Annotated in this window: 14 protein-coding genes; 11 read left to right on the top strand and 3 right to left on the bottom strand. The window is 73.1% G+C overall.

The window, feature by feature from the left end; all coding sequences use genetic code 11:
* The first annotated feature begins 144 nt into the window (after nucleotides 1–144).
* The 3 genes from ACIA8N_RS26875 to ACIA8N_RS26865 all read left to right on the top strand — a co-directional run bounded on the left by ACIA8N_RS26875 (nucleotide 145) and on the right by ACIA8N_RS26865 (nucleotide 4,763).
* Entirely contained in the window at nucleotides 145–2,433 is a 2,289-nt protein-coding gene (locus ACIA8N_RS26875) for an alpha-N-acetylglucosaminidase (RefSeq protein WP_365785673.1), read from the top strand.
* Between the two features lie 65 nt (nucleotides 2,434–2,498).
* Complete coding sequence (locus ACIA8N_RS26870; protein WP_365785671.1) at nucleotides 2,499–2,975, top strand: MarR family winged helix-turn-helix transcriptional regulator; 477 nt, start codon at nucleotides 2,499–2,501, stop codon at nucleotides 2,973–2,975.
* A gap of 189 nt (nucleotides 2,976–3,164) precedes the next feature.
* Nucleotides 3,165–4,763, top strand: coding sequence for an MFS transporter (locus ACIA8N_RS26865; protein ID WP_365785669.1), 1,599 nt, complete (start codon nucleotides 3,165–3,167; stop codon nucleotides 4,761–4,763).
* Nucleotides 4,764–4,856: 93 nt separating this feature from the next.
* On the opposite strand, the gene ACIA8N_RS26860 is transcribed toward ACIA8N_RS26865, so the two are convergent.
* On the bottom strand, nucleotides 4,857–6,026 hold the full coding sequence (locus tag ACIA8N_RS26860; protein ID WP_365785724.1) for a sensor histidine kinase: 1,170 nt from the start codon (nucleotides 6,024–6,026) through the stop codon (nucleotides 4,857–4,859).
* Between the two features lie 316 nt (nucleotides 6,027–6,342).
* Here ACIA8N_RS26860 and ACIA8N_RS26855 point away from each other — a divergent pair, with 316 nt between their 5' ends.
* From ACIA8N_RS26855 to ACIA8N_RS26845, 3 genes are all read left to right on the top strand, one after another.
* The gene (locus ACIA8N_RS26855; protein WP_365785667.1) at nucleotides 6,343–6,879 is read left to right on the top strand and encodes a hypothetical protein; all 537 of its coding nucleotides are present in this window, start codon (nucleotides 6,343–6,345) and stop codon (nucleotides 6,877–6,879) included.
* Nucleotides 6,880–6,970: 91 nt separating this feature from the next.
* Complete coding sequence (locus ACIA8N_RS26850; RefSeq protein WP_365785665.1) at nucleotides 6,971–8,641, top strand: serine/threonine-protein kinase; 1,671 nt, start codon at nucleotides 6,971–6,973, stop codon at nucleotides 8,639–8,641.
* Complete coding sequence (locus ACIA8N_RS26845; protein ID WP_365785663.1) at nucleotides 8,638–9,246, top strand: hypothetical protein; 609 nt, start codon at nucleotides 8,638–8,640, stop codon at nucleotides 9,244–9,246. Before ACIA8N_RS26850 ends, ACIA8N_RS26845 begins: the two co-directional genes overlap by 4 nt.
* Nucleotides 9,247–9,292: 46 nt before the next feature.
* On the opposite strand, the gene ACIA8N_RS26840 is transcribed toward ACIA8N_RS26845, so the two are convergent.
* Nucleotides 9,293–11,074 carry a CAP domain-containing protein gene (locus tag ACIA8N_RS26840; RefSeq protein WP_365785661.1) on the bottom strand — a complete coding sequence of 594 codons (1,782 nt, stop codon included), beginning with the start codon at nucleotides 11,072–11,074 and terminating at the stop codon, nucleotides 9,293–9,295.
* 184 nt (nucleotides 11,075–11,258) lie between these two features.
* Here ACIA8N_RS26840 and ACIA8N_RS26835 point away from each other — a divergent pair, with 184 nt between their 5' ends.
* A complete protein-coding gene (locus tag ACIA8N_RS26835) occupies nucleotides 11,259–11,864 on the top strand; it encodes a maleylpyruvate isomerase family mycothiol-dependent enzyme (protein WP_365785722.1) in 606 nt (201 codons plus the stop codon).
* A 10-nt stretch (nucleotides 11,865–11,874) separates the two neighbouring features.
* Here the strand turns inward: ACIA8N_RS26835 and ACIA8N_RS26830 are convergent, their stop codons facing one another.
* Complete coding sequence (locus ACIA8N_RS26830; RefSeq protein ID WP_365785659.1) at nucleotides 11,875–12,285, bottom strand: four-helix bundle copper-binding protein; 411 nt, start codon at nucleotides 12,283–12,285, stop codon at nucleotides 11,875–11,877.
* A 213-nt stretch (nucleotides 12,286–12,498) separates the two neighbouring features.
* On the opposite strand from ACIA8N_RS26830, the gene ACIA8N_RS26825 reads away from it, so the two are divergent.
* The 4 genes from ACIA8N_RS26825 (at nucleotide 12,499) to ACIA8N_RS26810 (ending at nucleotide 17,907) form a co-directional block, all read left to right on the top strand.
* Nucleotides 12,499–13,422 (top strand): SDR family NAD(P)-dependent oxidoreductase, encoded by a 924-nt coding sequence (locus ACIA8N_RS26825; protein ID WP_365785657.1) that lies wholly within the window; start codon nucleotides 12,499–12,501, stop codon nucleotides 13,420–13,422.
* Nucleotides 13,423–13,468: 46 nt separating this feature from the next.
* Entirely contained in the window at nucleotides 13,469–13,948 is a 480-nt protein-coding gene (locus tag ACIA8N_RS26820; protein ID WP_365785655.1) for an SRPBCC family protein, read from the top strand.
* Nucleotides 13,935–15,542 (top strand): NAD(P)/FAD-dependent oxidoreductase, encoded by a 1,608-nt coding sequence (locus ACIA8N_RS26815; protein ID WP_365785653.1) that lies wholly within the window; start codon nucleotides 13,935–13,937, stop codon nucleotides 15,540–15,542. The genes ACIA8N_RS26820 and ACIA8N_RS26815 overlap by 14 nt, the downstream gene beginning before the upstream one ends.
* Nucleotides 15,543–15,663: 121 nt before the next feature.
* Complete coding sequence (locus ACIA8N_RS26810; RefSeq protein WP_365785651.1) at nucleotides 15,664–17,907, top strand: catalase; 2,244 nt, start codon at nucleotides 15,664–15,666, stop codon at nucleotides 17,905–17,907.
* The last annotated feature ends 73 nt before the right edge of the window (nucleotides 17,908–17,980 follow it).

Genomic DNA, 17,980 nt, shown 5'->3' with positions numbered 1-17,980 from the left:
CGCGCGGCCGGGACCACCACGTCCTCACTCACGTTAAGGAGTCGTGACACTACTCTTCGCTCATGGGCAGGTGGCATCGTGCCGAGGTCGGCCCATCGACTCGTCTTGCACACGTTTCCCCCTGGAGTCCCCTTGAGTCCCCTGGTGAGAACTCCTCTCCTGCCGGCCGTCCTGGCCCTTCTCTCGGCTCTTGCGCCGGCGGGCTCGGGCGCCGCCCCTGCCGAGCCGGCCGTGGCCGCACCCGCGGCCGCGCCGGCCCTCGCGTCAGCCATCCCGGCCGGCGGGTCGCATCCCGCGCGGGCCGCTCTCGCGCGGCTGCTTCCCCGGCACCACGGGCAGTTCCGGCTGGTCCAGGTGCCCCGTCCGCCTTCGGGCGACCACTTCACCGTGAGCGGCGGCGCGGGTGCCGTCCGGGTGACGGGAACCAGCCCCGCCGTCATCCTCAGGGGCGTCGACCACTACCTCAAGCACACCGCCCGGGTGGACATCGGCTGGCCCGGCCGGAGCACCTCGCGGCTGCCCGACGTGTTGCCGTCCCCTCGCGCCACCGTGCGCGAGGACGCGTCGGTGGCTCACCGGTTCGCCCTCAACGACACGGACGCCGGGTACTCGGGCCCGTACCGGACCTGGGAGGACTTCGAGCGGCAGATCGACCTGCTCGCCCTGCACGGCGTGAACGAGGTCTTCGTGCAGACGGGCGCGGAGGCGGTCTACTTCGACGCGTTCCAGGAGTTCGGCTACTCCGAGGCCGAGATCGAGGCGTGGATCCCCGGCCCGGCCCATCAGCCGTGGTGGCTGATGCAGAACATGTCCGCCTTCGCGGGGCCGGTGAACGAGGAGCTGATCGACAGGCGTGCCGCTCTGGGCCGCCGGATCGTCGACCGGCTGAAGGAGCTGGGCATGCGGGCCGTCCTGCCCGGCTATTTCGGAACCGTCCCACCGGGCTTCAGCACCAGGAACCCTTCGGCGCGGATCGTGCCGCAGGGCACCTGGGTCGGATTCGCCCGTCCCGACTGGCTCGACCCGCGCAACGACATGTTCCCGAGGGTCGCCGAGGCCTTCTACCGGCACCAGGAGGCACGCTTCGGCAGCGCGACCATGTTCAAGATGGATCTGCTGCACGAGGGCGGCAAGGCCGCCGACGTACCGCTCGCCGACGCGGCCGGCGCCGTGATGCGGCAGCTCCAGACCGCTCACCCCGGGGCCACCTGGGTCCTGCTGGGCTGGCAGGACAACCCGTCGGCCGCCACGCTGAGCGCGGTCGACAAGAGCCGGGTCCTCGTCGTGGACGGCCTGTCCGACCGCTATGACACGGGACCCAGCCTCGACCGTGACGCCTCCTGGAGCGGCACGCCGTACGCGTTCGGCGCCATCAGCAACTTCGGCGGGCACACGACGATCGGCGCCAACACCTCCGTGTGGCTCGATCGCTTCGAGCGGGCACGCACCAAGCCGGGCAGCATGCTCCAGGGCATCGCGTACCTGCCTGAGGGCACCGGCACCGACCCCGCCGCCTTCGAGCTCTTCACCGAACTCGGCTGGTCCCGGACGCCGATCGACCAGCGGCAGTGGTTCGCCGAGTACGCCGCCCAGCGTTACGGCGGCCACGACCCCCATGCCGCCGCGGCGTGGGAGCAGCTGCGCATCGGCCCGTACAGCACGCCGGCCGGGCGCTGGAGCGAACCCCAGGACAGTCTGTTCACCGCCCGGCCCAGCCTGACGGCCACCGCTGCCGCCGCCTGGAGCCCCCGGGCGATGCGCTACGACGCCGCGACCGTCCACCGGGCCCTGGCCGAGCTGCTCCAGGTCGCCCCTGCCCTGCGTACCAGTGACGCCTACCGCTTCGACCTGGTCGACGTGGCCCGGCAGGCGCTGGCGAACCGCAGCCGGACGCTGCTTCCCGAGATCAAGTCCGCCTACGACACAAGGGACCTGGCCGAGTTCCGCTCGCGCGCCCAGGAGTGGCGGGACGACATGGCGCTCCTGGACCGGCTGCTCGCCACCGACGAGCGCTTCCTCCTCGGACCGTGGCTGGCGGACGCCAGGAGCTGGGGCTCCACGGACGCGGAGCAGGCACTGCTCGAGTACGACGCCCGGTCGATCCTCACCACGTGGGGGCATCGCTCCGGAAGCGAGGCCGGCCGGCTGCACGACTACGCCAACCGTGAGTGGGCCGGACTCGTCTCCGGGTTCTACGCGCCGCGCTGGGAGAGGTACCTGGACAGCCTGGATGCCGCGCTCGTCTCCGGCGACGCCCCCGCACCCGTCGACTGGTTCCTCCACGATGACGCCTGGAACCGCCGACGCGACACCTACGCCACCACGGCGACCGGCGACCCGCAGGTCCAGGCCGCCGCTGCGCTGGCCGCGCTGCCGCCTCTGCCGGACGGCGGTCCGGGCGCAGGTCCGGCCGCCGATGTCGACGCCCGGTGAGTCGGCACGGCAGGAACTCATTACCTATTTTGACATACCTATCTCGCCATACTTAGACTGGCCGCATGCCCGACACCCCCGCGTCCCGCCCTCAGGACATCGACCACGTGGCCGCCGGCCTCGTGGCGTGCCTGCCGGCGCTGGCGCGGGCCGTGGAACGGCACATCGACCAGGACCCTCCGCTCCCCAAGCCTCCCGAGGCCCAGCTCGCGCTGCTGCGGCACGTCCAGGCCCACGACGGCGTCACCGTGCGCGAGAGCGCCGAGGCCCTGCTGATGAAGCCGAACAACGTCAGCGCGCTGGTCAGGCAGCTGACGGAACAGGGGCTCCTGGAGCGCCGGCAGGACTCCTCCGACAAGCGCGTGGCGCACCTCCACCTGACCGCGACCGCCCGCCGGGAGGTCGCCGAGGTCAACCGCCTCATGGGAGCCCACTTCGCGCGGGCCCTGCGCACCATGACCGAGGGCGAACTCGACGCCCTCGGCTCCGCTCTGGGCGCGCTCCAGTCGCTCAACCGGAACCTGCACCGCCCCGCCCACTGAGCACGCGCGCCGGATCCCTGGGGTCCGGCACACGGGCTCCCTCGGGTCCGGTCCACGGGCCTCCCTCGGGGCTCCCTCTCTCGCGCTCCGGTCGTCTGCGTACCGGACGCAGGTTCCGTCGTCTCCGCGGACAGGGCACGCCCCGTCCGCGCCCTTCGTCATGACGTACAAAAGGACAGGCGCACCATCATGCCCTCCGGCACCATCAAGTCCCCTTCTCCCGCGGCATCTTCGCCATCCGTCGACAAGCCCGGCGGCCCGCGCGCCAACCCGTGGCTCACCCTGATCGCCGTCTCCTTCGGCCTCTTCATGGTCGGCCTCGACGGCTCGGTCGTCGCCATAGCCAACCCCGCGATCGGCCAGGACCTGGGCGCGTCCACGGCGGACCTGCAGTGGGTCACCAACTCCTACCTGCTGGCCCTGGCGGCGACGCTGATCCTCGGCGGCAAGCTCGGCGACCGGTTCGGACGCCGCACCTTCTACCTGATCGGCGTCGTCGGCTTCACCGCCGCGTCCGTCGCCATCGGGCTCGCCGGATCCATCGAGGGGGTCATCGCCTTCCGGGCGGTACAGGGCCTCTTCGGGGCCCTGCTGATGCCCAACACCCTGGGTCTGCTGCGTGCGGTCTTCCCGCCGAAGAAGTTCGGCATGGCGGTCGGCATCTGGGCCATGGTCTCCTCCGTGTCCACCGCGCTCGGGCCCATCGTCGGCGGCCTGCTCGTCGAGCACGTCACCTGGGAGTCCGTCTTCTACATCAACCTCCCCATCGGCGTCGCCGCGCTCGTGTTCAGCGCCCTCGTCCTGCCCCAGAGCAAGAACAGCGCCGACGCGAACGGGAAGTTCGACGTCCCCGGAGTCGTACTGCTCGCGCTCGGCCTGCTCGCCGTCGTGTTCGGCGTGGTCAAGGGCGAGACGTGGGGCTGGACATCGGCCGGCACGCTCGGCGTGATCGCGGTGGGCGTGGCGGTCCTGCTGGTCTTCGGCTACGTGGAGACCCGTGTCGCGTCACCGCTGCTGCCCATGCGCCTGTTCCGCAGCCCGGCTCTCACCATCGGCACGATCATCACCGCGCTGAACTTCTTCGTCCTGCTCGGCGTGATCTTCTTCGTCATGCTCTACCTGCAGAACGTCCGTGGCTTCACTCCCGTCGAAGCGGGTGTGCGCACCCTGCCGCTGAGTCTGGCCTCTGTCGTGGCCTCCCCGCTGGGGGCGGCGCTCACCGACCGGTTCGGCCCGCGGCTCACCATGCCGCTCGGCATGGCACTCCAGGGCATCGCCTGTTTCCTCATGCTCGGCTGGAGCCCGGACTCCTCGTACGCCGCCATGTGGCCGCCGTTCATCGCCCTCGGCCTCGGCGTGGGCATGGTGATGGCGTCCTCCTCCGACGCCATCGTCGGCAACGCCCCGGTCAGGGACGGCGGCGTGGCGGGTGGCCTGCAGGCGACCGCCCTGCAGATCGGCGGCGCGCTCGGCACGTCCGTGCTCGTGTCCCTCATCAGCAGCCGGGTCGGCTCCACCCTGACCGGTGAGCTGACCTCCGCGGGGGTTCCCGCCTCCGCGGCGGCCGGTCTGCAGGAGGCGAAGGACGCGGTGGCCATGGGGGTCGCTCCCCTCTCCGCCGAGATGCCCGGCCGGCTCAGGGCCGCCGTCGCCGAGGGAAGCCACCTGGCGTTCATGAACGGCGTCCACACCGCCGTGCTGGTGGCCGGGGCGCTGTGTGTCGCCGGTGCGGCGCTCGCCGCGCTCGGGGTACGGCGTACCCCTGAGGCGGCCCGCCACGACGGCTGACGGCCGCGACGGCCGGCGGCCACGCTGCCGAACAGGCCACGCGGTTCCGGTCCCGGCCGCCGGTCCTGCCCGTACACCCCGAGGGCGTTCAGGTCACGGCGTCGGAAACGAGTCGGGAACAAGGGGGATCGCGGCGGTCAGTACGGTTCCCTCGCCGGGCGTCGATTCGACGGTGAGGGCGCCGCCGAGCTGCCGGACGCGCGCCTGCATCGCGGGCAGTCCGTGGCCGCGTACCCCGCCGGGCTTCTCGACCGGATCGAAGCCGCGGCCGTCGTCGGCGACGTCCAGGACGACCTGGTCGTCCAGATGACTGAGGGTCAGGGCCGCCGTGGTGGCGTCGGCGTGTTCACGGACGTTGGCGAGCGCCCCCTGCGCGATCCGCAGCAACGCCGCCTGTACGCGTTCGGGCAGCGCCGTCGCGGGCGTGCCGTCCTGGTGGAAGCGCACCCGGAGGGTGCCGGAGGTCTCGCGGTCGGCGAGGGTGCGCAGCGCCTCGTCGAGGCCGCCGCCGGCCGCCAGGTCGGCGGGAGCGAGGTCGTGGACGAAGCGCCGCGCCTCGGCCAGGTTGTGTTCGGCGATGGACTCGGCGGTGCGGACGTGGCGACGGGCCGCCGCCGGGTCGCTGTCCCACAGTCGCTCGGCGGCCTGGAGCAGCATCTGCTGGCTCGAAAGGCCCTGGGCGAGGGCGTCGTGGATCTCCATGGAGAGCCGCTGGCGCTCGGCGAGCGTGCCCTCGCGGCGTTCGGTCGCGGCCAGCTCCCTGCGGGTGCGCACAAGGTCGGTGATCACGGTGTGCAGCCGCTCGGCCTGGCGCTGGGAGTAGATGAAGACGGCGGTGGCCACGGCGGCGCCGGCCGGTGGCGCGAACAGCAGGTTCGGGTCGAATCCGAAGCGCAGCCGCAGTTTGGCCTGGGCGCCCACGACGATGGCGGTCATCAGGGCGATGAGGATGATCGAGTACCGGGGGCGCAGGGAGCGCAGGCCGGTGTAGTAGAGCGGGACCGCGCACCAGCCGAAGCTCGGCGCGAGGATCACCAGGGTGAACCAGACTCCGATGACGGCCGCGAGCCAGAGTCCGGCGGCCGTGCCGGGAGCCGTGCCGCGCGCGCCGGCGTGCTGGGGGCCGAGGATCGGGCCGAGCACGTACAGCAGGGCGAGCGCGACGGCGAGGACGATCACCCAGGGGGTGGAGGGCGCCCCCGGGTGGACGATCAGGTAGCGGGTCAGCGACGAGCACAGGAGGACGAAGAACGCCACGTGCATCACGGTCGAGAGCCAGCCGGCGTCGGGGTCGGCCGCCTCCGTGTCGATCGGCGACCGCCTGTCCGTCCGCACCGTTCGCTCCTCGCTGCCGCCCGCTGTTCCGGATCCAGGCTATCCGGAGTGCCTCATTCCGCATCGATCGATCGACTGACCCCCGTGTCGTCCGCAGGCCGGCGTCGGGGCGCGTGAGTGCCGTGGGTCCGATCTCGTACGAACGTCCCCCTCCGGATTCGGCAGACCTTCGCCCGTTCGGCCGTCTACCGTACGGACATACCGCGCCGCCTTCCGCGGTCGCCGTCGCCTGAGGAGGAAGCCCGTGACATCGTCCTGCGACCCCCGGTTCGCTCCCGCCGGCGATGTGGGCGGGGCCCTCATGGTCATCGACTCCCGGCTCAAGGCCATCTACGACGGCAAGACCGGGGCCGACGCCGAACAGCGGGAGCTGATCGAGCAGTTCACCGCGTCCTTGAGCCCCGAGGAAGCCGACGATCTGCTGGACGGCGCGTGCACGCTCATCTTCATGTTCATGAAGTGGCTGCGGATGGCCCACGAAGAGCATGACAAGGACGTCATCGAGTACGTGGTGCCCACCCTCGTGGCCTCGATGCGCATGATGCCCAGGAGCATCCGCCCCGAGGCCATCCCCACCATGGCCGGCCTGGTCGTCGCGGCGGGCACCGGTCTGAGCCCCAGCCTGTGGCGACGGCAGTACGGCGACTGGACCAGCGAGGAGATGAATCCCCTGGAGGCCACCGCCTTCCTGCTCGCGGAGCACATCAACCGGATCACCGACGACCGCGACTTCGCCACCCGCCTGATCACCGAGGCACTGTCGGGCGCGGAAGGGGACTGACCTCAGACTCCCCCCTTCCGCCGGGAACCGGCCGTGGCGAGAATCTGTCCCTGTCAGGGGAAGTGACGGGCACGGCGTCGAGGGGGCGGGGATGGACGCATGGGTGGTCCCGGGGTACACCGAGGTCCGGGAGCTGGGGGCCGGCGGCAGTGGGCGTGTCGTGCTCGCCACGCACGACGGCAGCGGCCTGCCCGTCGCCGTGAAGTACCTGAGTGAGCGGTTCCGTTCGGACGACGCGTTCGTGCACGGGTTCCGGGCCGAGGCCCGGTTGCTCGGGGAGCTGGACACCCCGCACGTCGTGGGGTTCTACGAGTACGTGGAGGCTCCCCGCGGCGCGGCCATCGTGATGGAGCTGGTCGACGGCGTCGCGCTGCGCGCCCTCCTCGCGCGGGAGGGCTCCACCGGCCCCGAGGCCGCTCTCGTCGTGCTGAAGGGCTCCCTGCTCGGCCTCGCCGCCGCTCACCGGGCCGGCGTCGTCCACCGCGACTACAAGCCCGAGAACGTCCTCGTCTCCGCCGACGGGTCGTCGAAGCTCGTCGACTTCGGCATCGCGACCGGCCGTGGCGCCACACCGGGAGTCGCGGGGACGCCCGCCTACATGGCGCCCGAGCAGTGGAACGGCGCTCCCGCCTCCCCCGCGGCCGACGTCTACGCGGCCACCGCCACCTTCTTCGAATGCCTGACCGGGCACAAGCCGTTCTCCGGCGAGAACTTCGCCGAACTCGCCCTCCACCACCTGGACACGCCCGTTCCCGACGGGCAGGCACCGGAGCCGCTGCGCCCGCTCATCCGGCGCGGCCTCGCCAAGTCGCCGTACGAACGGCCCGAGAACGCCGCCGCGTTCGTGAGCGAGCTGGAGTCGGTCGCCACGGCCGCGTACGGACCGGACTGGGAAGAGCGGGGCCGGGGGCGGCTGGCCGCGCTTGCCGCGCTCCTGCCCCTGCTGTTCCCCTCCTCCGGCGGTGCGTCGGAGGGCGTGACCTCGCTCGCCACCACGACCCTGACCGCCCCGCCGCCCCGCTTCCGGTGGCGACTGCCCCGCGGACTTCCCGCGGGTGCGGCCGCGCTCGTCCTGGCACTGCTGCTCGCCCTCGCCGCTCGGGCCGGAGGCGAGGAGTCCGCCGGCGACCAGGCCTCCCAGGCCTTCGCCACGACGAGCACCGTGCCGACCACGCTCCCGCCGGACCCCGGCGCCACACCGTCGACGGCTCCCCCGTCGACGTCTCCCACGCCGACGCCGACGACTCCTGAGCCCTCCTCCTCGTCGGAGAGCCCCGGGCCGAGCGACACCCCGGACGGGTCCCCCACCGACGGCACGACCACCACGCCGACCGACACCGCGACGCCGACCGTCCCTGCTAGCTCGACGTCTCCCCCGACGCCAACGCCGACCGACACCCCGCCGACGACCCCGACGACCGCTCCCCCCACCCCGCCGGTCACCGTGACGGCGGTCTCCGTCACCGGCCTGCGCCAGACCGGGCCGACCACCGCCACGGCCACCGTCGACGTCAGCACGGACGGGACGGGACCCGTGACGATCCTCGTCGAGTGGTTCACCGGCGACGAGAAGGGATCGCCCGGCTCGCCCGACGGCTCCGAGACCTTCCGCCGCGAAGGCGCCACCCGCTACACCCTCACGCTCGCCCATGACGTCCGCGGCACCGGGTGCTACTGGGGAGCGCGCGCCACCACCGACCCCGCCGCCGCGAACGGCGGCTCCCTGCAGCAGATCTTCATCCGGCGGTGCACGATCTCATGAACGACGACGACTACAGCGCCACCGAACTCGGCAGCCACTGGTTCGAGCGCCCGACGCCCGAAGAGGCACCCGTCCGGGCCGCCGAGGGCGAGGTCCTGCGGTTCGGCCCCGGCGTGACCGCGGCCGCCGTGCGGCGCGCGGGGAACACCCCCACCGCCGTCGAGATCTGGCACGGCACCCTCCCCGGCGCCCCCGCACCACGACCCGCGCGCGCCCGGTGGCCGCGCCGGTACGCACTCGCCGCCGTCGTGCTGGCCGCCGTCCTCGCCCTCCTCGCCTGGCAGCGCTACGGGCCCCGCGTCGCGGTACGGGACGTCACGGTCACCGCCGCGGAGCAGCGCCTCGGCTGTGACGGGACGGCCGACGTCGTGGGGGTCGTACGGACGGACGGGCGCCCCGGCACCCTCACGTACCGCTGGGAACGCAGCGACGGAACCCGGTCGGCCCCCCTGCGCGAACGACTGGCACGCGGGCAGGAGGAGGCCACGCTCCATCTCCTGTGGACGTTCCACGGACCCGGTACGCACCAGGCCGTGGCGCGCCTCGTCGTCACCTCGCCCACCGCCCGCTCGTCGGCCGCCTCGTTCACGTACCACTGCGACTGACGAGCGGGGGCAGGGCGGGGCGGTCCGCGGCCGTCCAACCATGGCGTCAGCGGGCGCCGAACACCTGCGTCCAGTAGGGGCCGCCTTCGGTGTGGACGCCTATCCCTATCTCCTTGAAGTCGCAGTTGAGGATGTTCGCGCGGTGGCCCGGGCTGTTCATCCAGGCCTCCATGACCTGCTCCGGAGTGCTCTGTCCCTTCGCGATGTTCTCCCCGTACGTCGACCACGGGTAGCCGGCCTCGGTGACGCGCTCGCCCGGTCCTTCGCCGTCGGGGTTGGTGTGGTCGAAGAAGTCGCGCGCGGCCATGTCGTCGGAGTGACCCTGAGCCGCGCCGGCCAGGGTCGCGTTCGCCGCGAGAGGGCCGCAGCCGGCCTTCGCGCGCTCCGCGTTGACGAGGCTGATCACCTGGTCGGCGACCGAGCCGTCGCCGGACCCGCCCTGCGCGCCCGCCCCCGTTCCTCCTCCTGTTCCTGTTCCCGTGTCCGAGCCGCCGCCTGTGCCGGTGCGGGTGGGCGCGGGTTCGGGCGCCGAGGTGCGGGGAGCGGTCGTCCTCACCGGTGCGGGTGTGGCGGTGGGGGCCGGGCGGGCGGACGTGGCGGCGGCCTTGGTCCGGGCGGCGAGCGAGGGCGTGGCCGGGGTGGCGGGCGAGGCGGAGGCGGTCGCGGAGGCCGGACCCGACGATGTCGAGGGGGCGGGGGTGAGGCCCGCCGGCTCGTGGGCTCCGGAGGGCAGGTCCGGAGCCGGGGCCGCCGCGCGGTTCAGACCGTCCCCGCCTCCCCCGCGCCCGGGGCTCAGGTAGAACGATCCGCCGGCCAGGGCCATGACCGCGAGCCCCGTGGTCACGATCACCCTGCGGCGACCGCGTTCCCGCTCCTGACGTCGGCGACGACGGGTGCTGCGGGAGCTCCGCGGCCCCTGCGCCGTCCGGGCGGGGGTGACGGCGGGGCCGGTGGCGGCGGGGGTGGCGGGCGCGGTCCGCGGCTCTACGGGCTCCTGTCGTCCGGCCGGATCGTACGCTCGCGGCCCCCGGACGTCCGCGAGCAGGTGCGTCGGCGGAGGTACCAGTGGCAGGCCCGCCACCAGAGCCTCGATCGGTATGAGGCCGTCGCAGCACGCGGCGCACCGCACGCAGCCGCGTATGTGCCATGCGAGGTGCTCGCGCCACGGGGCGGAGGGGTGTCCGTCCCAGGTCCCCGCCTCGTACCTCAGCCCCTGGCACGGCGGATCCGCCGCCAGCACCGCGACGACGACCCGGGCGGCCTCGGCCCTGAGCCGTATCCCCTCCCACCGGGCCGCGGTGTGCTCGACGGACCACCGCAGCGCCGTCGCGACCTCGTGCCGACCGATCTCGCCTCCGCACTCCAGCCACCACAGGGCCAGCAGTGCGCTGTCCTCGGGCTCGATCCAGCGGGCCGCCTCGACGGCCTCGCGGCTCCGGCCCGACAGACGCAGCCGCTCCACGGTCATGTCCGCGAAGTCCGGGCCGTGCGCGGCGGGCACGCCGCCGGCGCCGGGGAGGGAGGACCGCTGCGCGTGCTCGCGGACGGCGTGCAGAGCGAGGGCCAGCAGCCACGGGCGGAATCCGCCCGGATCCCTCGGACCTCCCGGGCCTCCCGGGCCTCCCGGGCCGTCACGTCCGTCGAGTCCGTCGAGAGCCCTCAGCATCGTCTGCCGTGCGAGTTCGTCGAGCGCCCGGTGACCGTTCAGGGCGCGGCCCAACAGGTTGTAGACCAGGGGCAGATGGGTGGCGATCACCCGGTCCCTCGCCCACGGGTCGCCGCTCTGCGCCGCCCTGATCAGTTCCACGACTTCCGTGCTCGCGCCCATGCCCTGGTTCACCTGTACGTCCCATCCGTTCGATGCCGGCCCATGGGAGACCCCTGGACCGGAACCGGATAACGGAAAGTTCGCCGGGATTCCCGATGAGTTCTCGCCGTCCCCGGTGTCCTCACTGGTGAACGCCGTGTTCGACGAAGGAGGAGCCGTGACGGATGACGTCGACGTCTGGTCGATGGTGCACACGGAGCGAGCCGCGCTCATCGAGGACCTCGTGCGCCTCGACGACGAGCGGTGGGAGACGCCGTCGCTCTGTGCCGGGTGGACCGTTCACGACGTGGTCGCCCATCTGGTCGACACCGCGCGGACGACGCGTCTCGGATTCGTCGTCGGCCTCGCACGGGCCCGTTTCGACTTCGACCGGCAGAACGCCGTCGGCGTGGCGCGCGAGCGCGGGGGCACGCCCCAGGAGACCTTGGAGCGGCTTCGCCGCGTCGCGTCACGGACGTCGACCCCTCCGGCGCCCCTCGACAGCCGGCTCGTCGAGGAGGTCGTCCACGGTGAGGACATTCGTCGGCCCCTGGGGCTCACCCGCCGCTATCCGACGCAGGCCGTCGTCAGGGCGCTCCGTCTGCAGGGGCGTACCCCTGCGGCGTTCGGCGGGGCCAAGGAGTTGCTGGCGCGGGTCCGGCTCGTCGCCACGGACGCCGACCTGGCGCTCGGGGCCGGCCCGCAGGTGAACGGCCCCGTTCTGCCGTTGTTGCTTGCCGTGGCCGGGCGCCCGGTGGCGCGGGGCGAGCTCGGCGGGCCGGGTGTCGCCCTGCTGACCCCGAGCGCCTGACCGCCGGGCCTCAGCCGAGTCGGTCCTGGAGCCGCGCGCACGCCTGCGCGCAGCTGCGGCAGGCCTCGGCGCAGAGCCTGCAGTGCTCGTGGGCGTCGGCGTGCCGCTCGCACTCGTCCGCGCACGCCTGGCAGGCGATCTGGCAGGCGGCGACGATCGCACGGGTGATGTTGGCGTCGTAGCCGGTGTGGCGGGACAGGACGGCGGCCGTGGCCGTACAGATGTCCGCGCAGTCCATGTCGGTGCGGATGCACTTGGTGAGGTCTCCGACCATGCCCTCGGACAGGCACGCGTCCGCGCACGCCGTACACGCCTGCGCGCAGGCGATGCACTCCTCGATGCACCGGGCCATGGCGTCGGCATCGACACCTCCGAGGTCGGCCGGGTAGGTGTTCAGCATGCCCCGTACAGCCGTCTCCATGACGGACTCCTTCCCTGGGCGCCCCTCACGTCCACGACCGCTTGCACGGCTTCCCCTCGGACGCGTGGCGCGCCTACGGGAAGCCCTGCCGGACTTCCAGGCTAGGCGGACCCCGGTCGTGATCGCACACGCGCGCGTACGAAGGTGCGGTGCGCGCGCAGAAGGAGCTGCGGCGGGCGCATGAAGTGCCCGCGAAGGGTCAGACGCCGTGGCATGGAAAGGCGTGGCACGGACCGGATACGTGACCGGGTCGTCGTGGTCACCGGCGCGTCCAGCGGAATCGGACGCGCCGTGGCCTTGGCCTTCGCCCGGCGCGGTGCCCGACTCGTGCTCGCCGCACGGAGCGGGGCCGTCCTCGACGAGGTGGCGCGGCTGTGCGCGGCGGCACACGGCGCGGCCGACGCACTGGCCGTTCCCACCGACGTCACCGACGCCCGTGCCGTGGACGCACTGGCGGCCACGGCCCTCGCCCGGCACGGCCGGATCGACGTCTGGGTGAACGTGGCGGGTGTCGGCATCCTCGGCCACGCCGACCGGACGCCCAGTGAGGACGTACGCCGCCTCCTGGACGTCAACGTGATGGGGGTGGTGCACGGGGCCCGCGCCGCCGTCCCCGTCATGCGGCGTCAGGGCAGCGGCGTGCTCATCGACGTCTCCTCGGTGCTCGGCGGGGTCGTCCGGGCGCCGTACATGTCGGCGTACGCGATGTCCAAGGCCGCGATGGTCACCTTCGACGACGTACTCCGCCAGGAACTCGCGCTCGCCGGCGCCCGCGGGGTCTCCGTCTGCACCGTCCTGCCGGGCGGGGTCGACACCCCGTTCTTCCGGCACGCCGCCAACCACACCGGGCGCAGCGTGCGGGCCCTGCCGCCGGTCGTCCGGCCCGAGCGGGTCGCACGGGCCGTCGTCCGCGCGGCGAGGCACCGGCCGAGGCGCGTGGTCGTCGGGCTGTTCGCGCGCTTCCTCGTCCGTGCGTACGCCGTGGCCCCGGGCGTCGTCCGCGCCGCCATCGGCCGGCGTACGGACCGGCACTACCTGTCGCGCTTCGGCGAGGCCCCCGCCGAACCCGTCACCACCGGCGTCCTCTACGTCCCGTCGGGCGACACGGCGGCGCGGGACGGTGGCAGTGGCGGGTGAGAACGGACAGACAGCTCACAGCTCACGGCACACAAGGAGGCCTCTGATGGCCGTGCGACACCAGCTCATCCGCAAGCCGCCGGCCGCGGTCTGGTCGGTCCTGCGCGACGGTTCGCTCTACACCCGCTGGGTGATCGGCACCGACGACTCCTGGAACCGGGACGGGCGGTGGCCCGCCGAGGGTTCCGAGATCGGATACGTGGTGAGGTTCGGGCCCCTGGAATACCGCGGCCGTACCGTCTCGCGCGTCTTCGAGCCCGGGGACCGTCTCGAACTCGAGTCGATGGGCGGCAGATCGGGCAGTGTCCGCATCGCCATCACGGTGCAGCCCTGGGGCGAGGACACCCTCGTCGTCGTCGACGAACACCCGTTGAGCGGGCCGGCGGCACGCTTGCACAACTCCGTCCTCGACGCCGCCCTCCAACTGCGCCATCGCGCCATGCTGTCCAGGCTGGCCCGTCTCGTGGAGTCGGGGCAGCACGCGGGCTCGCACGCCGGTGAGGACGGCCCTCGTGCCGGCGCCTGACGCGGTGGTCGTCGGGGCCGGTCCCAACGGTCTCGTGGCGGCGAACGTCCTCGCGGACGCCGGATGGCGGGTCGTCGTCCTGGAGGCCCAGGACGAGCCCGGCGGGGCGGTCCGCAGTGACCGCGGCGTCCACCCCGACTACGTGCACGACCTGTTCAGCGCGTTCTATCCGCTGGCCGCCGCCTCCCCCGTGGTCCGGGCCATGCGTCTGGAGGAGTACGGGCTGCGCTGGACGCACGCCCCGACCGTGCTCGCCCACCCGCTGGCCGACGGCCGGTGCCCGGTGCTCTCCCGCGACGTCCGGCGGACGGCCGCGTCCGTCGCGGGTTTCGCCGCCGGCGACGCCGGTGCCTGGGAACGCCTCCACCGTCTCTGGCAGCGGGTGGGCGACGACCTGCTGGGGTGTCTCTTCACCCCCTTCCCGCCGCTCCTCTCCGGGCTGCGGCTCGCTGCCCGCACCGGCCCCTCGGACGGCCTCCGCCTCGCTCGTACGATGCTGCTGCCCGCCCGGCGGTTCGGCGAGGAGTACTTCGCCGGCGAAGGCGGAAGGCTCCTGATCGCGGGAAACGCCCTGCACGCCGACCTGGGGCCCGAGTCGGCGCTCGGGGGCGGCTTCGGCTGGCTCATGTGCATGCTGGGCCAGGCGTACGGCTTCCCGGTGCCCACGGGCGGGGCGGCAGACCTCACCGGGGCTCTCGTGCGGCGTCTGCGGGCGCGTGGCGGGGTCCTGCACTGCGGGCGCGCGGTGACGCGTGTCGTGGTGAGGGGCGGCCGGGCCGTCGCCGTCCGCACGGAGGACGGCGCCGAGGTACCGGCGCGGCGCGCCGTCCTGGCCGACCTGCCGGCTCCCCTTCTCTACGGGCGGCTGCTCGCGGAGGACGACGTGCCGGCCCGGCTCCGCGCGGATCTGCGCCACTTCCACTGGGACTTCGCCACGGTGAAGGTCGACTGGGCCCTCGCGCGTCCGATTCCCTGGACCGCCGAGGGGGCGCACGGCGCCGGGACCGTCCATGTGGCGGATGGAGTGGACGACCTCACCCGTTTCGCGGCGCAGCTCGCCATGGGGCGCGTTCCGGACGTTCCGTTCACCGTTCTCGGCCAGATGACCACGGCCGACGCGACGCGCTCCCCCGCCGGCACGGAGTCCGCCTGGGGTTACACGCACGTGCCTCAGGAGATCCGGGGCGATGCCGGCGACGACGGGCTGCGCGGGCGGTGGGACGAGCGGGAGAAGGACGTCGTCGCCGCGCGTGTGGAGGCGGGCATCGAGCGTCTCGCGCCCGGATTCCGCGCGTCGATCCTCGCCCGGCGCGTCCTCGCGCCGCCCGACCTGGAGGAGAGGAACGCCGCGCTTGTCGGAGGCGCCGTCAACCAGGGCACCACCAGCCTGCACCAGCAGCTGGTCTTCCGTCCCGTCCCGGGGACGGGACGCCCGCGGACCCCGATCCGGGGGCTGTACCTCGCCTCGGCCACCGCCCACCCGGGCGGCGGTGTCCATGGCGCGCCGGGCGCCAACGCGGCCCGTGCCGCCCTGCACGCGCCCCGATCGGCCCGGTCGCCGCGACGGCTCCGCGCCCGGCCCTTCCTCGGCTGACAGCCCCGCGTCCGCCCAGCCCACCCGAGTCGCCCGTATTCGGGTGATCTCGTATGTTCGGGACATTCGCGACAGGGAAGACGTGGGAGAGCGTGATCCCGACCCGAACAGGAGCGTTCCGATGACAGCGAACCCGAACCCGGACCCGACCGCCGAGTCCGGTGTCCCCGGTCGGCCCGGCGCCAAGCCCTCGTCCCTCGAGGAGCCCACGCAGCCGCACGGCCCGCTGCCTCCCAAGCCGGACCAGAGCGGTCCGGAGACCGTCAGCCCCACGGGTCAGGCCACCGGGGAGGACCCCGCCCGGTCGGCGCAGAGCGGCGCGTACCTGACCACCGCTCAGGGCGTCCGGCTGTACGAGAGCGACCACTCGCTCAAGGCGGGCAGCCGCGGACCCGTGCTGCTCCAGGACCACCACCTGCGGGAGAAGATCACCCACTTCGACCACGAGCGCATTCCCGAGCGGGTGGTCCACGCGCGCGGAGCGGCGGCCCACGGCGTGTTCCGCAGCTACGGGACCGCGAGCCGGCTGACGAAGGCCGCGTTCCTCGCGGACGACGTCGAGACACCCGTGTTCGTCCGCTTCTCCACCGTCCTCGGCTCCCGCGGCTCGGCCGACACCGTCCGCGACACCCGGGGCTTCGCGACGAAGTTCTACACCGAGGAGGGCACGTTCGACCTCGTCGGCAACAACATCCCGGTCTTCTTCATCCAGGACGCGGTGAAGTTCCCCGACATCATCCACGCCGGCAAGCCGCATCCCGACCGGGAGATCCCGCAGGCGCAGAGCGCCCACGACACCTTCTGGGACTTCGTGTCGCTGCACACCGAGGCGACGCACCACACGCTGTGGAACATGTCCGACCGGGGCATCCCCCGTTCCCTCCGGATGATGGAGGGCTTCGGCGTCCACACCTTCCGCCTCGTGGCCCCGGACGGCGGGACGACGCTGGTCAAGTTCCACTGGAAGCCCCGGCTCGGCGTGCACTCGCTCGTGTGGGAGGAGGCGCAGCTCGTCGCGGGCATGGATCCCGACTTCCACCGGCGGGACCTCTTCGACGCCATCGAGGCGGGCGCCTTCCCCGAATGGGAGCTGGGCGTCCAGACCTTCCCCGACACCCCGGAGCAGACCTTCGAGGGCATCGACCTGCTCGACCCCACGAAGATCGTGCCGGAGGAACTCGCTCCCGTACAGCCGATCGGCCTGCTCACCCTCAACGCCAACACCAAGAACTTCTTCGCCGAGACCGAGCAGGTCGCGTTCCACCCCGGCCACCTCGTGCCCGGCATCGACATCACCGACGACCCGCTGCTCGCCGGGCGCCTCTTCTCGTACCTGGACACCCAGATCAGCAGGCTCGGCGGCCCCAACTTCGCCCAGCTGCCGATCAACCGTCCGCACGCCCCGGTCAACGACATGCTGCGCGACGGCATGCACCAGACGGCCGTCCACACCGGCGTCGCCCCCTACCGGCCCAACTCCCTGGACGGCGGTTGCCCCTTCCTCGCCGGGGCGGATACCGGTGCGTACATCGAGACGCCGGTCCAGGTGCCGACGGCGAACAAGGTCCGTGAGGCGCCGCAGTCGTTCGCGGACCACTTCGGGCAGCCGAGGCTGTTCTGGCTGAGCATGACGCCGACGGAGCGCGAGCACATCATCGCCGCCTACACCTTCGAGCTGAGCAAGTGCTTCGAGCAGGCCGTGAAGGAGCGTGCCCTGACGGTCCTCGCCAACATCGACCCCGTCCTCTGCGAAGGCGTCGCCGCGGGCCTCGGCCTCCCCGTGCCACCGGCCACGGTGCCGTTCGCCGACGTACAGCCCAGTCCCGCGCTCTCGCAGCTCGGCGCCACGTGGCCGCTCGACGGGCGGGTCATCGGCATCGTCGCCGACGAGACCGACGCCGCGGGCATGGAGTCCGTACGGGCGTTCCGCGAGGCGGCCCTGAGCGCGGGAACGGTCCCGCTGGTGATCGCCGCGTCCGGCGGTGTCCTCGACGCGGAGGGGGACGCGGTCGCCGTGCAGCGTACGTTCGCGGCCGCACGGTCCACCGAGTTCGACGCCCTGTACGTCGCCGCCTGCCCCGCTCCCGGCCTCGACGCGCAGGGCGCGCGGGACGCGAAGGCCGGCCACATCGCGACGGACGCCGCGTCCCTCGACCCGCGGGTCGCGCTGCTCCTGACCGAGGCCTACCGCCACGGCAAGGCCGTCGGCTGTACGGGCGAGGGGACGACGGCCCTGGAGGCGGCGCGGCTGCCGGTGGACGCGCCGGGGGTCGTCGTGGGCGACGACGCCGGGCAGGTCCTGGCGGAACTCGCCGGACTGCTCGGCGGCCACCGGGTGTGGCAGCGGTTCCCCGCGGCGGTGTGACGGCCGGGCTTGCGGCAAGGCCCGTGGCGTAGCGCAGAATCGTCGGCCTAGGGGTGTCTTGCACAGGGGAGCC

The organism is Streptomyces sp. NPDC051822 (genome assembly GCF_044452745.1).
In the GTDB taxonomy this organism is placed as follows: domain Bacteria; phylum Actinomycetota; class Actinomycetes; order Streptomycetales; family Streptomycetaceae; genus Streptomyces.
This window is presented reverse-complemented; position numbering and strand designations above follow the sequence as displayed.